The 18,610-nt window shown below is 73.0% G+C and carries 14 protein-coding genes; 7 read left to right on the forward strand and 7 right to left on the reverse strand.

Features of this window, described 5'->3' with window-relative positions:
- Positions 1-17: 17 nt before the first annotated feature.
- From ACFQU3_RS11550 to ACFQU3_RS11560, 3 genes are all read right to left on the reverse strand, one after another.
- A complete protein-coding gene (locus tag ACFQU3_RS11550) occupies positions 18-1,838 on the reverse strand; it encodes a hypothetical protein (RefSeq protein ID WP_385909855.1) in 1,821 nt (606 codons plus the stop codon).
- Positions 1,839-2,047: 209 nt separating this feature from the next.
- On the reverse strand, positions 2,048-4,105 hold the full coding sequence (locus ACFQU3_RS11555; RefSeq protein WP_385909857.1) for a cytochrome c oxidase assembly protein: 2,058 nt from the start codon (positions 4,103-4,105) through the stop codon (positions 2,048-2,050).
- Positions 4,102-5,169 carry a transposase gene (locus ACFQU3_RS11560; RefSeq protein WP_385909859.1) on the reverse strand — a complete coding sequence of 356 codons (1,068 nt, stop codon included), beginning with the start codon at positions 5,167-5,169 and terminating at the stop codon, positions 4,102-4,104. Before ACFQU3_RS11560 ends, ACFQU3_RS11555 begins: the two co-directional genes overlap by 4 nt.
- Positions 5,170-5,457: 288 nt before the next feature.
- Between ACFQU3_RS11560 and ACFQU3_RS11565 the strand changes: the two genes are divergently transcribed.
- Positions 5,458-6,246, forward strand: coding sequence for a hypothetical protein (locus ACFQU3_RS11565; protein WP_385909861.1), 789 nt, complete (start codon positions 5,458-5,460; stop codon positions 6,244-6,246).
- 213 nt (positions 6,247-6,459) lie between these two features.
- Here the strand turns inward: ACFQU3_RS11565 and ACFQU3_RS11570 are convergent, their stop codons facing one another.
- Together ACFQU3_RS11570 and ACFQU3_RS11575 are read right to left on the reverse strand one after the other, a co-directional pair.
- Complete coding sequence (locus ACFQU3_RS11570; RefSeq protein ID WP_385909863.1) at positions 6,460-7,587, reverse strand: hypothetical protein; 1,128 nt, start codon at positions 7,585-7,587, stop codon at positions 6,460-6,462.
- Position 7,588: 1 nt separating this feature from the next.
- The gene (locus tag ACFQU3_RS11575) at positions 7,589-7,930 is read right to left on the reverse strand and encodes a hypothetical protein (RefSeq protein ID WP_385909865.1); all 342 of its coding nucleotides are present in this window, start codon (positions 7,928-7,930) and stop codon (positions 7,589-7,591) included.
- 276 nt (positions 7,931-8,206) lie between these two features.
- On the opposite strand from ACFQU3_RS11575, the gene ACFQU3_RS11580 reads away from it, so the two are divergent.
- A complete protein-coding gene (locus ACFQU3_RS11580; RefSeq protein ID WP_385909868.1) occupies positions 8,207-8,815 on the forward strand; it encodes a hypothetical protein in 609 nt (202 codons plus the stop codon).
- Between the two features lie 131 nt (positions 8,816-8,946).
- Positions 8,947-10,476, forward strand: a complete 1,530-nt coding sequence (locus ACFQU3_RS11585; protein WP_385909870.1) for a S8 family serine peptidase — start codon at positions 8,947-8,949, stop codon at positions 10,474-10,476.
- Between the two features lie 92 nt (positions 10,477-10,568).
- Here ACFQU3_RS11585 and ACFQU3_RS11590 read toward each other — a convergent pair whose 3' ends face one another.
- Positions 10,569-11,855: an MFS transporter gene (locus ACFQU3_RS11590; protein WP_385909872.1), complete on the reverse strand. Its 1,287-nt coding sequence runs from the start codon at positions 11,853-11,855 to the stop codon at positions 10,569-10,571.
- A 37-nt stretch (positions 11,856-11,892) separates the two neighbouring features.
- Here ACFQU3_RS11590 and ACFQU3_RS11595 point away from each other — a divergent pair, with 37 nt between their 5' ends.
- From ACFQU3_RS11595 to ACFQU3_RS11610, 4 genes are all read left to right on the forward strand, one after another.
- Positions 11,893-12,867 carry a pirin family protein gene (locus ACFQU3_RS11595; protein WP_385909874.1) on the forward strand — a complete coding sequence of 325 codons (975 nt, stop codon included), beginning with the start codon at positions 11,893-11,895 and terminating at the stop codon, positions 12,865-12,867.
- A gap of 242 nt (positions 12,868-13,109) precedes the next feature.
- Positions 13,110-14,126, forward strand: coding sequence for a zinc-dependent alcohol dehydrogenase family protein (locus ACFQU3_RS11600; RefSeq protein ID WP_385909876.1), 1,017 nt, complete (start codon positions 13,110-13,112; stop codon positions 14,124-14,126).
- 135 nt (positions 14,127-14,261) lie between these two features.
- Positions 14,262-14,936 carry an alpha/beta hydrolase gene (locus ACFQU3_RS11605; protein ID WP_385909878.1) on the forward strand — a complete coding sequence of 225 codons (675 nt, stop codon included), beginning with the start codon at positions 14,262-14,264 and terminating at the stop codon, positions 14,934-14,936.
- Positions 14,937-15,069: 133 nt separating this feature from the next.
- Complete coding sequence (locus tag ACFQU3_RS11610; RefSeq protein ID WP_385909880.1) at positions 15,070-15,444, forward strand: iron chaperone; 375 nt, start codon at positions 15,070-15,072, stop codon at positions 15,442-15,444.
- A 36-nt stretch (positions 15,445-15,480) separates the two neighbouring features.
- Here ACFQU3_RS11610 and ACFQU3_RS11615 read toward each other — a convergent pair whose 3' ends face one another.
- On the reverse strand, positions 15,481-18,579 hold the full coding sequence (locus ACFQU3_RS11615) for an alpha-mannosidase (RefSeq protein WP_385909882.1): 3,099 nt from the start codon (positions 18,577-18,579) through the stop codon (positions 15,481-15,483).
- Positions 18,580-18,610: the final 31 nt, after the last annotated feature.

Below are 18,610 nucleotides of genomic sequence, written 5' to 3' on the forward strand. Positions count from 1 at the left end.
CCGCCGCCGTACGCCACCTACCCAGCGGCCGGTGCGGCCTCCTCGGCCGCTGCCCGGCACGCGTCGACGATCTCGCTCAGCGCACCGTCTCGGTCGGCGGCGGGGTCGAGCGGGGTCACCTCGCGCTCCGGGCCCTGGATCCGGATGCCGTGGGGCACGGCGGAGCCGATGAGGAGCGGCAACGGGTCGGCGTCGGGGTGACGGAGCGAGACGTCCTCACGGTCGAGGACACCGACGTAGATCGGCTCCACGTCGCGGCCGTTGCGCGTCGGGCGCACGACGACGACATTCACGTCGTCGGCCGCGATCGCGATGCTGTCGACCTGCTTCGCGGCGGCGAGCACGCTGGACGCCAGCCCGGCGGCATACACCCCGTTGCGTTCCGACGGTCTGCGCGGCCGCCACACGACCTTGCCCGAGCGTGAGACCTCGCGGGCTTCGTCGGCGACGACGTCGATGGTCGGGAACCGCAGGAGCACCGTCACGTATGCCTGGTGCGTGACGGCATCGACGCCCGCGTCGAGGCACGTGACGTCGCACCCCGACAGGCGCATGGCCTCGTCGACGACCGCCACGACGATGGCGGGGTCGTGCGCCTCGAGCAGCTTCCAGGCTCCGTCGGCGAGCGCCTGTCGGCGGCCGGTGACGACCCGACGCGCAACGTTGCTCGCGCTGATGAACGCCTCGGCCCGTTCCGCCGCGACCGACTTGAGTCGCGCACTCTCGGCACGTGGCAGCCCCTTGGCGTTGGCGCCCGTCGCGTCGAGAGCCTTCTGGTTGATGGCCGCGGCTTCGGACGGCGTCACCGGCACGAGCGGCACCGCCGCGCGGCGGATGACGGGGAAGGTCTGACGGTGCAGGGAGCGAAGGTCCTCTTCGACGGCAGCGGCCTCGGCACGGTCGCCGTCCCGGCGCGCGGCTAGTGAACGGCGGGTCAGGTCGCGGATCGACAGCACTCCCGGCTCGCCGCCCGAGCTTGACGGTCCGCTGGACGGCTGGCGGTCCGACCCGCGACGCCCGCGCAGCAGCAGGCGCAGGCCGCTCTCGCGGCCACCCCGGCCCCCGCGCTCGCCGGCGACGTCCCTGCCGGCCTGCAGGTCGGAGAGCGTCGGGGTCGCAGTCTCGATGGCTGGCGTCATGACCTCTGCGAGGGCCACCGCGACCGGCCCGCCCACCCGGAACTGCACGCGTAGGCCCGACGGGTGGGCGACGAGCCGCAGGATCGGCGAGAGCCGGATGCCCGGGGACACCGTCGCCGCGCCATCGCCACTGCCACTGCCACTGCCACTGCCACCGTCACCGCCACCGCCACCGCCACCGCCAGGGTCAGCGTCGGGGTCACCAGCAGCGGTGTCCGGTCGCGTCGTCGGATCGAACGGGATCTCGGTCGCGCCGGCGGTGAGCACTCCGGCCGGCCCGTTGAGCACCGAGCCGGTCAGTCCCGAGCCACCTGCCGAGCCACGTGGCTGGTAGTACTCGCGTTCCACCGTCGTCGATCGCCCACGCCCGCCGGGAAGGTAGACCGCGGCCTCGGCCGACGAGCTGCCGTAGCCGCCGTACGTCGCGAGCGCCTCCTGGCGAGCCCGCTCCGGGAAGAGCGCCGCGAGCGAGACCGTCGACTGCGCGGCCACGGTCGCGACCGGGAAGGAGATCTTGCTCAGGTGCCCGCGCCCGTTCCGGCTCGGCTTCTCTGGGCCTGGCGGCGGCTCGGTGGCGATCCAGAACGACCAGTCCTCCGGCGGTTCGGGCCACTCGGGTTCCGGCATCCACTCGTCGTGCGGCACCCACGTCGCGGGTGGCGTGGGCCATCCCGGCGGCGGGTTGAAGCGAATGGTCATGACACATGCCCCCTCGGCCATCCCTCATGGCCCTCCCCGCCGGGCATCATCGCGCAGTCACGGCCCGTGGTGGAGGGATGGTCGAGCGAGTCCACGTGCCGTTGTCGCAGCGTAGCGCCGGAGTCGCCGCCGTGGTCGGCTCCCGCCGAGGACGTATGCCGCCCGGCCGGCGGCCCCCGCCGAACGCGCGACCTCCCGGGACGGCAGGGTCACCGCCCTCGGGGCTCCGGGCGGAGCAGGTGACGCAGGATCACGGGGACCGCGAGGACGACGCACACCGGCACCACGACGAAGAGCACGACCGCGCCGCCGCGCAGCTGCTCCGCGGCGAGGTTGCTCAGCCACGGCAGCCCGAGCCGGCCGTAGACGTCACCGGCGAGCACCGAGGTCGTGAGGGCCAGCCATGCCGCGGTCGCGAAGGCCGCCGCGACGACGATGACGAGACAGGCGAGCACGGCGCGAGGCACTCGCGGGCCGGCGACGGCGTCCCCGCCCCCGGACGGCCTCAGCACCGCTGCCGCGAGAAGCGAACCGACGGCAAGCGAGGCGCAGATCATGACGAGGTGTCCGGGATGCGTCGTGAGGGCGAGGTCGAGCAGTCCCGTCGCGTGCAGCCCGACGGCCCCGGCGAGCAGCAGGGCGGTTGCGACGACCGGACGCGTCAGGAGGCCGACGACGCCGGACCGACCGACGCCGACGACCAGCTCGCGCGGCCCGAGCGTGCCGTCGGTCCGCGCAACGAGGGCGCGCTCGGCGAGCGTGAGTGGTGACCCGGCGACGAGCAACGGCGCGACGACGAAGACGAGGGCGGCGAGCAGCGCAGCATGCCAGGAGAACGCGACCCGGCCGTAGATCCCCACCGGCCCACTGGTCGTCCAGGCGAGCGCGAGGCACCCGAGGACCCAGGACGCGGTACGCCACCACGGCCACCCTGCGACCGTGGTCGACGCCCGCCGCCGCGCTGTCGCGCCCGGCGCCTCGTGGCGTCCCACCCGGTGCGACTCGACGAGGGCACGCGCGGAGGCGACGCGGGATGCGACGACCCCCACGGCATACGCCCCGATGGCGACCACGGCGAGCGCCAGCCAGAGCCAGTCGGCCCGCCATGCCGACCACCACGCCACCGTGGCGGGGTCCGGCGGCGCGGGGAAGCCCGTCACGGCGAGCGCCGGCGTCGGGTCCGGCACGTCCTCCGGCACGGGAGGGGCGCTGCGCGACAGCGCAGCCCCGACCCCGATCGCCACGCCCATGAGCACCACCTCGCCGAGCGCGAGTCGCAGGAAGGCGCGGGGACGGACGCCGGCCTCCAGAGTGACGATCGTGGAGTGCCGGTGCCGCCAGCCCGCCACGCCGAGGGCGACGAGCACGAGCGCCTTGACGACGAGGAGCAGGCCGTATGCCGTCGAGAGGTCGCCCCAGGAACCGAGCCGTGTCGTGGCGGCGAGCACGCCGGACACGGCGATCGTGATGAAACCGAGGAGCGCGAGGGAGGAGTAGCGCCGGGCCACGCGCGGCAGGTCGGTGAGCACCCGGTGGAGCAGGATGAGCACGACGAGGCCACCGACCCAGAGCGTGGCCCCGACGAGGTGCAGGCCCATGGCGTTGACCGACGTCTCGTGGTCGTCGGATGCGCCCGTGTGGCTCGCAAGGCCGAGGACGAGGATCCCGGAGCCCGCGACGCCCCCGAGCCACGCCGCTGCCACGCGTCCGCGGGCCACCGCGGCACCACTGGCCACGACGAAGGCGCACGCCGCGCTGATGAGCCCGATCCGGGTCGCGTCGATCTCCCACGCGAGCTCGCCGAGCTGGGGCGCGAGGGCCGGGTCGCTGAGGGGCAGCCCGGCCGCGTCGGCGAAGGTGAGCACCACGCCGGCGAGAGCGGTGATGGCCCAGACGAACCCGGCGCCCGTCGCCAGGCGAACGGCAGGGACCGGGGCCATGGCGCTGAGCCGCGGGCCGGAGCGCTCGGGTGCCGGCACGATCGAGGCGGCGAAGACGAGCGCCGCGAGGGTCACGGCGGCGGCGACGTCGTGCACGACCCGGACGACCGGCACCGACCACCGCACGAGCGGACCGGCGTCCTCGACGAACACGAGGGGAGCCATCGCCCCGGTCGACCACGCGGCCACGACGGTCGCGACGATCCCCGCACCCATCGCCAGCAACGGAGCGAGAGACGGGCGCACGCCCTCGGGCCGCGGCAGCTCCACCAGGGTCCGCAGCTCGTCGACCGCCTGCTCGTGGTCGGGGCGCATCGGGCCGGTCATGTCGACGTGTTCACGAAGCCGATGAGGATCGCGCCCCACCACCCGATCTGGGAGATGACGGTCGCGCCGAGGAGAAGCCGCCAGTCTCGCCGGGGCAGGTCGCCCGGCTTGACGTAGGGCGGCAGCTGCGCGAGGCGGCGCCGGAACTCGCTCATCGCGGCACCGTTCCACGCGACGGCGAGCACGAGGACGAGCTTGGTGAGGGTCACCGGTGACGACAGGTTCGGGTGGAGCAGGGCGCCCGAGGCGATGAGGCCGCCGAGCCCGAGCCAGATGAGAGGCCCGGCCGCGGCAGCGAGACGGGTCGACTCGGTGAGTCCGCGGCGGCCGCTGAGCCACAGCAGACCATGCCAGTCGATGACGAGGACCGTCCCGAAGGACACGACGAGCGACAGGACGTGCAGCGCCAGCACGGCCGGACGCAGCGGGTAGTCGGCCGGCACGAGGCCGGACACGGCGACGGCTGCGAGCAGCGTGACGAGGATCAGTGGGAAGCGGTAGGCCGGCAGGAGCCGCGGCAGCGTCGGGAAGATGTCGTCACCCGCATGGAGGGGGATGCGTTCCTCCGGCGGCTCGGCGTCGCGCCGCTCCCCCGGCCCGGGTGATGCGAGCTCGCCCTCGAGCGGCAGCGTTCCGGGCGAGGGAAACATCTCGAGGATCGAGTCGAGCATCGCGATGATGTGCTCTGGATCATGCGGCTGGGCGGGCTCGGCGGGTCCTGGTTGCCCAGCGGAGGTGGCGGGTTGTTGTTGCTCAGTGGGCTCGGCTGGCTCGGTGGGTTCGGGTTGCTCGGGCTCGCCGACGTGCTCGTCGGTCGGCTCGTCGGCAGGTTCGTCGAGAGGTGCCGCGGGCGTGGGATCGAGGCTGGCGTCGTGGGCGGCGACCCACCGCCGGAGCGTGCTGGAGGCAATTCCGAGCTCGGCGGCCACCTCGGACACGCGAGCACCGGGCACTTTCGACCGTTCTACCGCATTTGTCCGAAATGCCTTGTCATACAAGCGTTTCGAAGGTTGGACAGGATCTTTGGCCGTCTCCGATCCCCGGTCGGGCGGGAGCACGGTCATCGCAACCACCCGCCCTCACTCTCCGAGAGATGAGCCGAATCAACCATGACAGAACAGAATTCGTTCGGATAGTAGCCCGGAACGAACGAGGCACATCACCCTGTGGCCACGCCTCGGGCATTCGGCCCGCACACAGCATTCCATGGGGCGATATGTCCGATTCGCCCGTATGCCAAGGGGTTTCACGGACTCGTACGCGGCAGTAGCACGTTATCGTTTCATCGAGGTCGCAGCGCCGGTTGGGGGCCGGGTGTGCGTGCGACCTCAGAGACGTAGTGGGGGAAGAGCATGGGTGAGCAACCGCAGACGCGGCGGGAGATGAGAGAGGCCGAGCGAGCTCGGCGGGGTTACGTGCCGGTCGTCATCGCCCTGGTGGCGGTCGCCGTGTTGGGCACTGCCGTGTGGTTCGGCAAGGGCCTGTTCACGTCGCCCTCTCCTTCCGGCTCGCCGTCGCAGATCCCGGGCGCGGCAGCGCCCCTCAAGACGACGCCGGGGACGCAGCCGTCGACGACGACGACCGGTCCGTCCGAGACGACGACGCCAGCCGAGGACCCGCTCGCCGCTGCCGTGGCCTCGTGCCGGACCAAGTGGGGCCTGCAGTCAGCGGCCCGCGCCGATGCATATCTCTCGCTCGGCCAGTGGGGCCGCCACCTCGCCATCATGAACGACCTCCAGGCCCGCAAGATCACCCTTGCCAAGGCGAAGGCCCTGTGGCCGGCGACGACCGAGAAGGCTGCCGAGAACATCAGCGCGTTCCGTGCCGCCGACAAGGCTCTCGCCGCGTCGGCAGAGAAGTGCGCCGTCGATGCCTCCGCGACCGGCCCCCTCGCCGACGCCGTGCGCGGCTGCGCGACCTCCATGAAGACCGTCGACACCGTGCTCGCCCGCGCCCGCACCGCCATCGCACCGTGGGAGACGCACCTCAAGGACCAGTCGCACTACAAGGCCGGCGGCATGACCCCGGCTGCAGCCGAGTCGGCCTGGCGCGCGCTGTGGAGGAAGGGTCTGGCGACCCTGCCCGCCTACACGCAGGTCGCAAACCAGGGCCAGGCCGCAGCCTGCAAGCTCCCAGCTTGACCGACTCCGGGTGCGAAGTGCCCACTCGACGCTCGACTGGGCAGTTTCCACCGGCGGAGCTGGGTGCGAAGTGCCCACTCGACGCTCGACTGGGCAGTTTCCACCGGCGGAGCTGGGTGCGAAGTGCCCACTCGACGCTCGACTGGGCAGTTTCCACCGGCGGAGCTGGGTGCGAAGTGCCCACTCGACGGTCGACTGGGCAGTTTCCACCGGTCAGGTTCCGCCGGCCTCGAGCAGCTCGTCGACCTCCTCGTCGGCGAGCGCCTCGGCGCAGAGCCGGACGATGTCCATCACGTCCGGGTCCGGGGCGACCGCAACGAGGTCGTGCGACGGACCGTCGAACTGCATCGGTCGGGCCGCAGAGCCGAGGAGCAACGGGACCGGGTCGGCGAGCACCGGCCGGAGGGTGACGGCCTCGCGGCTCAGGCAGCCGACGTAGATCGGCTCGAGCCCGTGGCCCGTCGCGGCCTGGCGGACGACGACGAGCTGTACGTCGTCGGAAGCGACCGCGACTGCGATCACCCGGCGCGCCGTGGCGAGGGCGAACGACGCGAGCCCGCCGAGGTAGATGGCGTTGCGCTCCGACTGGGTGCGCCGGCGCAGCATCCGGCGGCCGCTCGACGACACCCCCGGGCCGCGCTCGCCGACGATGTCGAGGCCGGGGTAGCGGGCGACGACGGTGACGTAGCCGCGCCCCGTGTCGGACTCCCAGCCGGCGTCGATGCAGGTGGCCCCGGACCCCGCCGCCGCGAAGTCGGCGTCGAGCTCGGCGATGACGGCGCAGCGGTCATGACCGGCCAGCTCGTTCCACTCGTCGTCGAGGACGGCGGCCCGGTGCTGGGCGATGACGGAGTGAGCGACCTCGACCGTCCGGCTGAAGCCGTCGGCCTCGGTCTCCGCGATCGCCTTGGCCTTGGCGCGAGCCGCGCGTTTGAACAGTGAGATCTGCGGCAGCGCCGCACGGAACGCCTTCCGCTGCAGGTCCGTGCGTTCCTTGCCGGAGATGACCGGCGGCTCGGGAGGCTCGGGGCGGCGCCGCGGCGCGTGGGTCTCGACGTGGAGTGACCCGAGGGCCTCCTCGATGGCGCGCAACGCATAGAGGTCACCGGACTGCTGGGCGGCCCGGGCTCGTTCCTCGAGCTCGCCGACCGTGGGCGGTCCCGAGGCCGACGACCCGGGTCCGGGGCGGGACTCTGCCGCTTCGCGGGCCCCGATGCCGGTCCCCATGCGTACCCGGGCCCGCGACGCGCCGTCGCCGGCCCGGGGAGCGAGCATCGCCCGGAGCCCGGACGCGGAGGACTGGAGCCGCACCTCGGGTGCGACCCTGAGCAAGAGGTCCACGTCAGAGGTCCAGGCGGCCCGCAGAGCTCACCAGGCCGTCGAGCTCCCACGACGTGTCGGCCGCGGCGCGGCTCGTGGACGAGGCCCGGCTGGACGAGGCGGTCGCCGCCTCGAGGAAGTCGGACGAGGCGCGGGCGCGCAGGCCGGCGAGCCAGGTGCCCCGGTCGGTGCCGTACGTCGCGGCGGTCTTGCGCGGCGCCGTCCCGAAGCGCGGGGTGTCGAGCCGGCCCGCGTCGATGCCGGCGGCCTCGAGCAGCGCGAGGTCGGCCCGTCGCTCGTCGCGGTCCGAGACCGTCCAGAACGTCCAGCCACGTGGCGGCGTCGGCCAGCTCGGGTCGGGCATCCACTCGCCGTCCGGAGCCCACGACGCCGACGGAACTGGCCATCCCGGAGGAGCATTGAAGCGCACCGACATGTCTACCCCTTTGACCTGGACGCTGACCGGGGCCGACCCTGACCCCGACTCCACAGCTCGCACGCTACGACCAAAGCCGGGCAAAGTCTCCGAAATGGACAAAAACCCCAGACCCGACGCACCGCCCCTTCTCAGGGGTCGTTCGGGGGCGGCTCGGGGTCGACCCCGATGGGCACCGTCGGCGGTCGGCCGCACGCTTGGAGCATGACGACGAGCACGCTCACCCAGGCCCACGCGACGACCGTCGCGTCGTCGCGGCCCTCGACCGCTCGGGGTCCCGTCGACCGCACCCCCGCCCTCGCCCTCGTCGCGCCCCTCCTGCTCTTCGCCCACGGCATCCTCGAGTGGGTCGACGGCCTCGGCCGCGGGGGGCTCGACGACTCCGTCAGCCCCGGCTCCGGCCCGCTGGCCTTTGCCGCCGGCGCCCTGCTCGTGGCTTCCGTGGGGGCCTTCGCGTGGCTCACGACGAGTCTCGGCTCGCGCGCCGAGCACCTACCCGTGGCCGTGCCGACGGCGCTGCTCGCCGCGTTCGGCGCGGGCGCCACCGGCGCCGTCTGGATCGGCCGGCTCACCGGGCTCCTCGGCGACACGATCCCCACGGCCCTGTCGGTCGGTGGCGGGGTCCTCACCAGCCTGGCCCTCGCCCTCGTGCTCGCCACCCTCACCGTCGAGGCGCGTATGCCGGTCGGCTCGCTCGCGCTGGCCGGTGTCGCAGCCGTCCTGCTGGCCCTCCCCTGGGGTCTCGGGCCGCTGGGAGCGCTCGTCCTGCTCATCGCACTTGCGCCACTGACCCGCGTGGCCCAGCCCGCCTGACGCAGTCACCGCACATGTGGCAGGCGCCGCCGCATCTCGGCGCGCGCAACAGGCAGTTGGGTCCGAGGATGTGGGAGGCGCCCGACACCGGGCGCCGACTCGAATTCCCTCACCCAACGGGAGCACACCGCATGCGACACCCCAGCCTGACCAGACGCGGCATCGTCGCCGTCGCGTCCCTCGCCCTCGCCTCGACGGCCGCCGTCGGCGGCGTCGCCGTCGCCTCGACCGCCGACGTGACCGAAACCGAGCCCGTCTCGACGCCGGTCACCATCAACACCCCGAACGGCCTGCTCATGAGCTACGTCGTCAACGCCGACACGGCCGGCCCCGGCCACACCGTCGTCGTCGAGACCGCCGTGCGCAAGGCCGGCGGTGTCGTCGTGCAGTCCTGGCCCTCGATCGGCGTCGTCATCGCGCACTCGACCAACGGCTCGTTCCGCGCGGACGTCGCGGCCGCCGGTGGGACGTTCGTCGAGTCCGTCGGCGCGACCCGCTCCGTCGGGGTGTCCGAGGGCACGCCGGCCGGCCTCGGTGCCACCTGGACCGGGGCGGCCGACTACAAGAACGGCGCGAAGAAGGCGACGAACGGCGACATCGAGGCCGAGACGACGCCCGCCGACACCGCCGACCCGCGCGAGGCCGAGCAGTGGGACCTGCAGATGATCAAGGCCGACCAGGCCCACGCGATCACCGACGGGTCGCGCAACGTCCTCGTCGGCGTGCTCGACAGCGGCATCGACCGAGACCACCCCGACCTCGTGGCCAACCTCGACGTCGCGAGCTCCGTCAACTGCACCGACGCCGGGCGCCCGACGGCGACGGGCTGGGAGCCGACGACGAGCGACCACGGCACCCACGTCGCAGGCACCATCGCCGCCGCACGCAACGGCGTCGGCATCGTCGGCGTCGCCCCGGGCGTGCGGCTCGCCTCGGTCAAGGTGGTCAACGACGCCGGCTTCATCTACCCGGAGTACGCCGTGTGCGGCTTCGTCGAGGCCGGCCTCAAGCACATGGACGTGACGAACAACAGCTACTACGTCGACCCGTTCGAGTTCTACTGCGAGGACCAGCCCGACCAGTACGCCGCCAAGGAGGCCGTGCGCCGCGCCGTGAGCTGGTCGACGGCGCAGGGTGTCGTGCACGCCGCTGCGGCCGGCAACTCGGCCCACGACCTGTCCGACAAGTCGTCGTTCCAGGACACCGGCAGCCCGGACGACGGCGTCGCCGTGACACGCACGCTCAACAGCGGCTGCCACGACATCCCCACTGAGCTCGACGGCGTCGTCACCGTGTCGTCGATGCAGCGCTTTCCGGCAGGCACGCTCCAGAGCCGTCTCTCGTCGTTCAGCAATCGTGGTCTCGGTTCGATCGACGTTGCCGCCCCGGGTTCGTCGATCCTGTCGACGATCGTCGACAAGAACGGCTACGGCCTCAAGAGCGGCACGTCGATGGCATCGCCGCACGTCGCCGGTGTCCTCGCACTCATGAAGTCGGTCCACCCGACGTGGACGCCCGCGCAGCTGGTCCAGAAGCTGCGCTCGCAGGCCGACGACAAGGCGTGCAACGCCGCCACTGGTGGTCCGGTGTGCGTCGGTCCGGTCGAGGACAACAGCTACTTCGGTGAGGGCGTCGTCGACGCGCTCGACGCCGTGAGCTGACACACCCCGTCCGACCCCGCCGAACGCGGTGTTCGGTGTCGAACTCAGTGGTGCACCACCGTTTTCGGCACCGAACGCCGCGTTCGCGCGTTTCAGGGGGCGAGGTGAGGGGTGTGGCGGAGGGAGTGGACGGTGCGCACGAGCAGGACGAGCGCGACCGCCTGGCTCACAGCCACGACGACCACGAGAGCGCCGAGCGACCGCTCGTAGAGCCAGCCCGCGACGAGCCCGCCGACGACCGCGAACGCCCCCTGCACTCCCGCGAAGACGCCGTATGCCGTCGCCCTCCGCGGCGCCTCCACGACCTCCGCGACGAGCGCCTTGACCGTCGAGTCCTGCACGCCGTACGCCAGGCCCCAGACCGCGACCCCGACGAGGGCGACCCACAGGCTGCCGGACAGCGCGAGCGCGGGGACGAGCGCGACGAGCACCGGCACGGCATACAGCACGGCACCGCCGCGGCGGTCGTACGCGAGACCGACGCAGAGGGCCGCGAGCGCCTCGACACCCATGGCTCCGGCATACACGAGGGGCACGGCGGCGACGGCGACGAGCCCGGTGACGCTGAGGTGGTAGCCGATGATGCCGAAGGTGACGAGTCCGCCGGTGGTCAGGCCGGCGGCCAGCGCGTAGCCGAAGAACTCGCGCGGGAGGCCGGCACCGACCGCGTCGGCGAACCAGCCACGGACCCCGCCCCTGCTCGGGTCCGGCTGGGCGGCAACACGATCGGCGGGCTCGGGCTCGGCGACCGTGTCGTAGACGGCCGGGTCGGGGACGCGCGCGCGGATGACGAGGAGCAGCAGCATGGCCGCGACACCGGGGACGGCCAGCACGGCCATGCTCGGCCAGATCACGCCGGTCGCACCGATGACGGCGGCCACGAGCAGCGGGCCGGCGAACGCACCGAGCTGGTCGAGCGCCTTGTGCACGCCGAACCCTCTGCCGCGTCCGACGGCCGACGCGACGTGCGCGAGCAGGGCCGACTTCGACGGGCTGCGCACGGCCTTGCCGGCACGCTCGAGGAGGATGAGGACTGCAGCGAGCACGAGCCCCGCGCCGCCGACGAACGGCGGCAGGGCGAGGAGCGGCACGCACACCGCGGTGAGCCCGTAGCCGGCGATCGTCAGGCCCCAGTACCGGCCGGTCCGGTCGGCGAGCGGTCCGAACACGAGCCGCAGGACGAGCGCCATGGCCTCCCCCGCCCCGGTCACGAGCCCGACGACGACGGCGCTCGCGCCGAGCGACGCGAGGAGCGGGCCGTACACCGACCGGGCGCCCTCGTAGACCATGTCGGCGGCGAGGCTGACGAAGCCGAACCACCACACGACGCGCCATGCCGACCACACCCTCGTGGGTCCGCCCAGGGCGTCGTCCGTCATGGTGGGAAAGGTAGCAACGGCGGCTTAGCCTGATCCGGTGAGCAACCCAGAGCGTCGTCCGGCCGAGCTCGTCTGCGGCTCCGAGGAGGGCGGCCCCTCGACCGCCGTCGTCTTGCCGTACCGGGAGGTGCCGCTGGGCGGGCCGCGAGCCATGCCGGTACGCCGCAGCCTCCCCCAACGCGAGCGCTCGCTCATCGGCGCCTGGTGCTTCGTCGACCACTACGGTCCCGACGACGTCTCGCAGACCGGCGGCATGGCCGTGCCGGGCCACCCGCACACCGGCCTGCAGACCGTCTCGTGGCTCTTCTCCGGCGAGGTCGAGCACCGAGACACGACCGGCGCGCACGCGTTCGTCCGGCCGGGCGAGCTCAACATCATGACCGCGGGGTCCGGCATCGCCCACTCCGAGTACTCGACGCCCGGGACGACCGTGCTGCACGGCGCGCAGCTGTGGGTCGCCCTCCCCGAGGCCGACCGGTTCGCGGCGCCGGGGTTCGAGCACTACGCGCCGCCCGCAACCGACCTCGACGGCGCACGCGTCCTCGTCTTCCTCGGCAGCCTCTTCGGGCAGACCTCGCCCGTGACGATGTTCTCCGACCTCGTCGGGGCCGAGGTGACCCTCGAGCCGGGGCGCTCGCTCGAGATCGAGGTCGACCCGGGCCACGAGCACGGGCTGCTCTGCGACACCGGGCTGCTCACGGTGGGTGACGCGACGGCCAAGCCGGGCGAGATCGTCTTCCACTCGACGGGTGCCTCGCGGATCACTGTCGCGGCCGGACCCGACGAGCCGGCCCGCTTCCTCGTGCTCGGCGGTGCGCCGTTCGGCGAGCAGATCGTCATGTGGTGGAACTTCATCGGCCGCAGCCACGACGAGGTCGTCGGGTTCCGTGAGCAGTGGCAGCAGGCGCGCGAGACGGGCGGCTCCGCGGCATACGGCACCTTCCCCGACGCGTGGGAGCACACGCTGCCCGCACCGGGTCTGCCGAACCTGAGGCTCCGCTCCCGCGGCTGAGACCGGGTGCAAACTGCCCACTCGACCCGCTCCACCCACTCGAGCGCCACGGCCCCACGACCGCTACGACCGCCACGACCCACTCGACCCACTCGACCCACTGGACCCGCTCGACCCGCTCGACCCGCTCGACCCGCTCGACCAACACGACCAACACGACCAACACGACCAACACGACCATCGAGTGGGCACTTTGCACCAGGAGTTGGAGCGTCGAAGGGGGCACGACGAGGATGGGCCCCATGCGCGCGACGACCATCCACGCCCCTGGCGACATCCGCCTCTCCGAGGTGCCCGACCCCACGATCGAGCAGCCGACCGACGCCATCGTCCGGGTCGTGGCGGGCTGCATCTGCGGCTCCGACCTCTGGCCGTACCGCGGCGCCAACCCGATCGACGCCGGATCCACGATCGGCCACGAAGCCGTCGGTGTCGTCGAGGAGGTCGGCGACGAGGTGCGTGAGGTCCGGGCGGGCGACTTCGTCGTCATCCCGTTCTGCCACAGCGACAACACCTGCCCGCACTGCCGCGCCGGGTTCACGTCGGTCTGCGACCAGCAGGGCTGGACCGAGAGCGGACAGGCCGAGCTCGTCCGGGTCACCCAGGCGGACGGCAGCCTCGTCCGCACCGACGGCATGCCCGACGACGCCCTCATCCCGTCGCTGCTCACGCTCTCGGACGTGATGGCGACGGGCTGGCACGCCGCCGTCTCGTCTCGTGTCCGCCCGGGCGGCACGGCCGTCGTCATCGGCGACGGCGCCGTGGGGCTCTGCGGGGTCATCGCCGCCAAGGAGCTCGGCGCCGAGCGGATCGTCGCCATGTCGCGCCACGAGCCGCGCCAGGCACTGGCCCGCGCGTTCGGGGCCACGCACGTCGTCGCCGAGCGCGACGACGCCGGCGTCGCAGCGGTCATGGAGCTCACCGACGGCGTGGGCGCCGACTCGGTGCTCGAGTGCGTGGGCACCGACCAGTCGATGAAGACGGCCTTCCGCATCGGCCGGCCCGGCTCGACGGTCGGCTTCGTCGGCGTCCCGCACGGTGTGGAGCTGCCCGTTCGGCAGATGTTCGTCAACAACGTCGGTCTCGCCGGAGGCATGGCTCCGGTCCGCGCTTACCTGCCGGACCTGCTCGAGCGCGTCCTCGACGGCCGCATCGACCCGGGCAGGGTGTTCGACCTCACGCTCCCGCTCGACGAGGTCGCCGAGGGCTACCGGGCGATGGACGAACGCCGCGCCATCAAGGTCCTCCTGCGCCCCTGACCGGTTTGGCAGGTCAGGGCACGGGCTGTCGCCCGCGGCACGGGCTGCTGTTCGCGGCACGGGCCGCGTCTCGCCGAGCGGCCCGTGCCCCGAAACGCAGTCCGTCGTCAACCGGTGCCGGGTACGAGGGGTCACGTGACCCACGCCCGGCTCATCGACACCGCCGCCCCGAGGGCGCCTCGTGGTGTCGTCCTCGTGCTGCACGGCGGCGCCGCGCGGCGACGCCCGATGCGGGTCAGCCCCACCCAGCTGTCCGTGCTGCGCATGGTGCCGATCGCGAGCCGCATCGCGCGGGCCGGCGGGGGCGAGCTCGCCGTGCTCCGGCTGCTCAACTCGACGCGCGGCTGGGACGCCCACCACACCCCCGTCGACGACGTGCGATGGGCGCTGCGCAGGGTGGCCGAGCGGTTCGACCCGGACGTGCCCGTCTGCCTCGTCGGGCACTCCCTAGGCGGACGGGCGGCGCTTCTCGCGGCCGGCGAGGACGCGGTCGTCAGCGCCGTGGCGCTCAACCCGTGGGTCCATCCGCACGAGGGCCATCTCGACCTGATCGGTCGCCGCATCCTCATCGTCCACGGCGACGACGACCGGGTGGCCCGGCCGACCAGCTCCGCCGCAGTCGCGCGCGACCTGGCACGGACGGCGCGCGTGGGTTACGTGACCGTCGACGGCGGCCGGCACGCGATGCTCCGCCGCCACGACGTGTTCGACGGACTGGCCGCCGGTTTCGCCACCGCGACCCTGCTCGGCCACCGCCCAGAGGGCGTCCTCGCGCGGGTCCTCGCCGGGGAGGAGTGGGTCGACATCTGACCGCCACCGTGGGCTGCCCGGGCACCTGACCGTTATGCCCGTATGGCGAAGTTGCTTTGCAGACGACCGATTCGCCCAATACAGTCGAGTCATCCCCTCCAACGACCGGTCCGGAACTAGGTGAGGACCACGATTGGCCCCGCGATTTGCGTCCGTCGATGACTACATCGCGTCCTATCCAGAGGAGACGCGAACCCAGCTAGCTGGTGTGCGCCGAGCCATCCGTCGCGCCGTCCCCCAAGCGGGCGAGAAGATCAGCTACGGCATGGCGACCTTCACCATCGAGGGCAAGCCGCTGATCTACTACGCCGGCTGGAAGAACCACGTCGGCCTCTACCCGGTCCCCACCGGCGACCCGGAGTTCGAGGAGGCCATCGGCCCCTACCGCAGGGCCAAGGACACCGTCCGCTTCCCGATCAACCGGCCCGTCCCCCTCGAGCTCGTCGCCGAGATCACCGAGCTGTGCCTCAAGCGGCGCGCCGCCGTCGACGAGGACACCGGCCCCTGACCATCGTCGCGCGGAGCCGGGCCGGGTCGAGCGGGCTCAGGCCGGCGTGATCCGGAGCGTCACGAGCTGGAACGCCCGCAGTGACACGGTGATGTCGTCGTCGGCGACGAGGGCGCGTCGGCCGTCGAGCACCGGCGAGTCGTCCTCCAGCAGGTCGACCTCCGACACCGCCGACCACGCGAACCCGGGCCGCAGCACCGCGCGCGCCCGGCCGCCGCGCGACTCGTAGAGCCGCACGACGACGTCGCCGCTGCCGTCCTCGGCCAGCTTGACCGCCTCGACCACGACCGCGGGGTCGCTGACCCCGATGACCGGCCGGGCGGCAGGCCCATCGGAACCGGCTGCGGGAGTGAGCGACCCGAGCAGCGGGAGGTGGACGGCATACCCGTGCTCGATGGCCTCGGCGATGTCGGCTCCAGGGACGATGCCGAAGCGGATGACGTGCTCGCCGACCTCCTCCGAGCTGTCGGTGGCGGGGTCGGGGAAGGACGGCGACCGCAGAAGGGTCAGGCGCATCGTGGTCACGGGCTCGCCCGCGTCAGTGACCGACCGGCGGACGGCGTGGCCGTAGGTCGCCTCGTTGACGAGCGCGACGCCCCAGCCCTCCTCCCCGACGTGGAGCCAGCGGTGCGCCACCATCTCGTGGCGCGCGGCCTCCCACGATGTGTTGTCGTGCGTGGGCCGGCGCAGGTGGCCGAACTGGATGTCGGCGCTGCTGTGCGGAGCGAGCACCGAGACGGGGACGTATGCCGCCAGGGCCCGCTCGCGCTCGCGCCAGTCGACGCGCACCTCGACGTCGACACGCGGGGAGTCCGCGGTGACGGTGGTCCGCTGCACGAACGTCGAGCGCCCGACGGTGCCGCGCGCCTCGACGACGGCGCGCAGCGGTCCCTGCTCGACGACCTCGGCCACGCAGTCGACGGGCGAGGTCGGCGAGATCCACGTGCGGCTGTGCGGCTTGTCGAGGTCCCACGCGTCCCACATCGCCGGCACGTCCGGGTGCAGGCGCAGCTCGGCGGCGGACCGGCCGGACGGCATGACGTCGCGGTCCCCGTGACGGTGGTCGACGAGCCGTTCGATCGAGCCGTCGCCGGAGACCGTCGCGGAGACGAGGCCGTTCGAGAGGGTGAGCCCGTCGACGGTGACCGGGTGCTCCGGTTCGACGACCGTCGTCGCCCCGGCCGAGAGCGGCGCCACGTCGACGAGCGAGAGCTCTCCCTCGCCGTTCTCGACGACCTCGCGCCTGGCGAAGGGGCCCGCGTTGAGCAGCCCCCCGCCGAGCAGGTCGAGCCCCTCGTCGACGAGGCGGTGCAGCTCGGTCGTCAGGCGGGCGAAGTCGTCGCGCGCCTCGCGGTGCACCCACGCGATCGCGCTGCCGGGAAGGATGTCGTGGAACTGCAGGAGCAGCAGGCGTTCCCACGCCAGGCGCAGTCGTTCGGCCGGCCACTCCCCCAGGCCGCGCAGGCCGACGAGGGTCCACAGCAGCTCGGCCTGGCGCAGCAGCGCCTCGCAGCCGCGGTTGCCGACCTTCATCGCGCGCTGGCTCGTCAGGGTGCCGCGGTGCAGCTCGAGGTAGAGCTCGCCCGACCACGTGGGCGCACGGTCGGCGTACTCCTCACGGACGCCGTCGAAGAACGACTGTGCCGTGCCGACCTCGACAACCGGCGACCCCTCGAGCGAGCGCAGCCGCCGGGCGCGTTCGAGCATCTCGCGCTCGGGACCGCCGCCGCCGTCGCCGAAGCCGAACGGGATGAGCGCCCGCCGCGAGCGGCCCTTGTCGAGGTGCTGGCGCGCGGACCGGTGCAGGTCGGCTCCGCCGAGCTTGCTCTCGTAGGTGTCGGCCGGCGGGAAGTGGGTGAGGATCTGCGTGCCGTCGATGCCCTCCCACCAGAACGTGTGGTGCGGGAACGTGTTCGTGTCGTTCCACGAGAGCTTCTGCGTCAGGAACCACTCGGCGCCCGCCAGGCGGGCGATCTGGGGGTATGCCGCGGAGTAGCCGAACGAGTCGGGCAGCCACACGCCGGTGCACCGGACGCCGAGCTCGCGCTCGAAGAAGCGCTGGCCGTGGAGCAGCTGGCGCACGAGGGACTCCCCGCTCGGCATGACGCCGTCGGCCTCGACCCACTGCCCGCCGACCGGCTCCCACGTCCCGGCGGCGACGGCATCCCGGATGCGCTGCCAGACCGCCGGCTGCTGCTCCTTCATCCACGCGTACTGCTGGGCGGACGAGCAGGCGAAGACGAGCTCGGGGTAGTCGGCCGCGAGCGCCGTGACGTTGGCGAAGGTGCGGGCGCACTTGCGGACCGTCTCGCGCACCGGCCAGAGCCATGCCGAGTCGATGTGGGCGTGGCCGACGGCGGTGAGGCGCTGGGCGCTCGTCACGGCCGGGGCGGCGAGCACGCCCGCCAGGGCCGCACGAGCCGCGCCCGCGGTCCCACGCACGTCGTGGACGTCGAGCACCGCGAGCGCGTCGTCGAGCGCTGCCGTCACCTCGAGCCGGCGCGCGTCCCGCTCGGGCAGCTCGGTGACGAGGTCGACGAGGACGTCGAGGTCCATGGCGAGGCCGAAGACCTCCGGCTCGAAGACGGCGACGTCGATCCGGCCGAGGGCGTACCGGGCTTCCTCACCGGCCGTGTCGCGTTCACCGAGACCAGTCGGGCGGAAGCCGTGCTCCATGACGGCCGGGTTGCCGGCCGCCTCGAGGAGCAGGTGGATCGGCTCGCCACCGACCGCCGGCGCCGCCACCCGGTGCCACCGGTTCATCGGGTGGATGCCCTTGAGCGGCGTGCCGTCGGCGTCGTGGAGCAGTCCCTCGGCCTGGAAGCCCGGCCCCTCGCCGCGGAAGCCGAGGTCGATGACGACCTCGACGACCTCGCCCGCGAACCCCTCGGGCACCGACCCCGTGATCTCGAACCACCACGTCGACCACGGCTCACCCCACGGCGTGCCCTGGCCGACCGGCTCGAACTGCCCTTCGGCGGCCGCGCGCAGCGCCTCGACGACCGGCACGGGCTCGCCCGGCACGTGCCACGCGGACGTCGCGAGCGGCATTCGGTCTCGGTGGACCGCCGGGGTCACGTGCTCGGCGAGCACGCGGCGGGCGCGGCGGAGGACGTGTGCGCTGTCGTCGAACACGTCCCGACCCTAGCCACCGGCCCGGGTCAGT

Source organism: Terrabacter sp. GCM10028922 (assembly GCF_042666095.1).
In the GTDB taxonomy this organism is placed as follows: domain Bacteria; phylum Actinomycetota; class Actinomycetes; order Actinomycetales; family Dermatophilaceae; genus Terrabacter.

Coding starts and splice junctions, on each gene's coding strand:
- ACFQU3_RS11550 (WP_385909855.1), bottom strand. CDS start 1,838: ATGACCATTCGCTTCAACCCGCCGCCGGGATGGCCCACGCCACCCGCG.
- ACFQU3_RS11555 (WP_385909857.1), bottom strand. CDS start 4,105: ATGACCGGCCCGATGCGCCCCGACCACGAGCAGGCGGTCGACGAGCTG.
- ACFQU3_RS11560 (WP_385909859.1), bottom strand. CDS start 5,169: ATGACCGTGCTCCCGCCCGACCGGGGATCGGAGACGGCCAAAGATCCT.
- ACFQU3_RS11565 (WP_385909861.1), top strand. CDS start 5,458: ATGGGTGAGCAACCGCAGACGCGGCGGGAGATGAGAGAGGCCGAGCGA.
- ACFQU3_RS11575 (WP_385909865.1), bottom strand. CDS start 7,930: ATGCCCGACCCGAGCTGGCCGACGCCGCCACGTGGCTGGACGTTCTGG.
- ACFQU3_RS11580 (WP_385909868.1), top strand. CDS start 8,207: ATGACGACGAGCACGCTCACCCAGGCCCACGCGACGACCGTCGCGTCG.
- ACFQU3_RS11585 (WP_385909870.1), top strand. CDS start 8,947: ATGCGACACCCCAGCCTGACCAGACGCGGCATCGTCGCCGTCGCGTCC.
- ACFQU3_RS11590 (WP_385909872.1), bottom strand. CDS start 11,855: ATGACGGACGACGCCCTGGGCGGACCCACGAGGGTGTGGTCGGCATGG.
- ACFQU3_RS11600 (WP_385909876.1), top strand. CDS start 13,110: ATGCGCGCGACGACCATCCACGCCCCTGGCGACATCCGCCTCTCCGAG.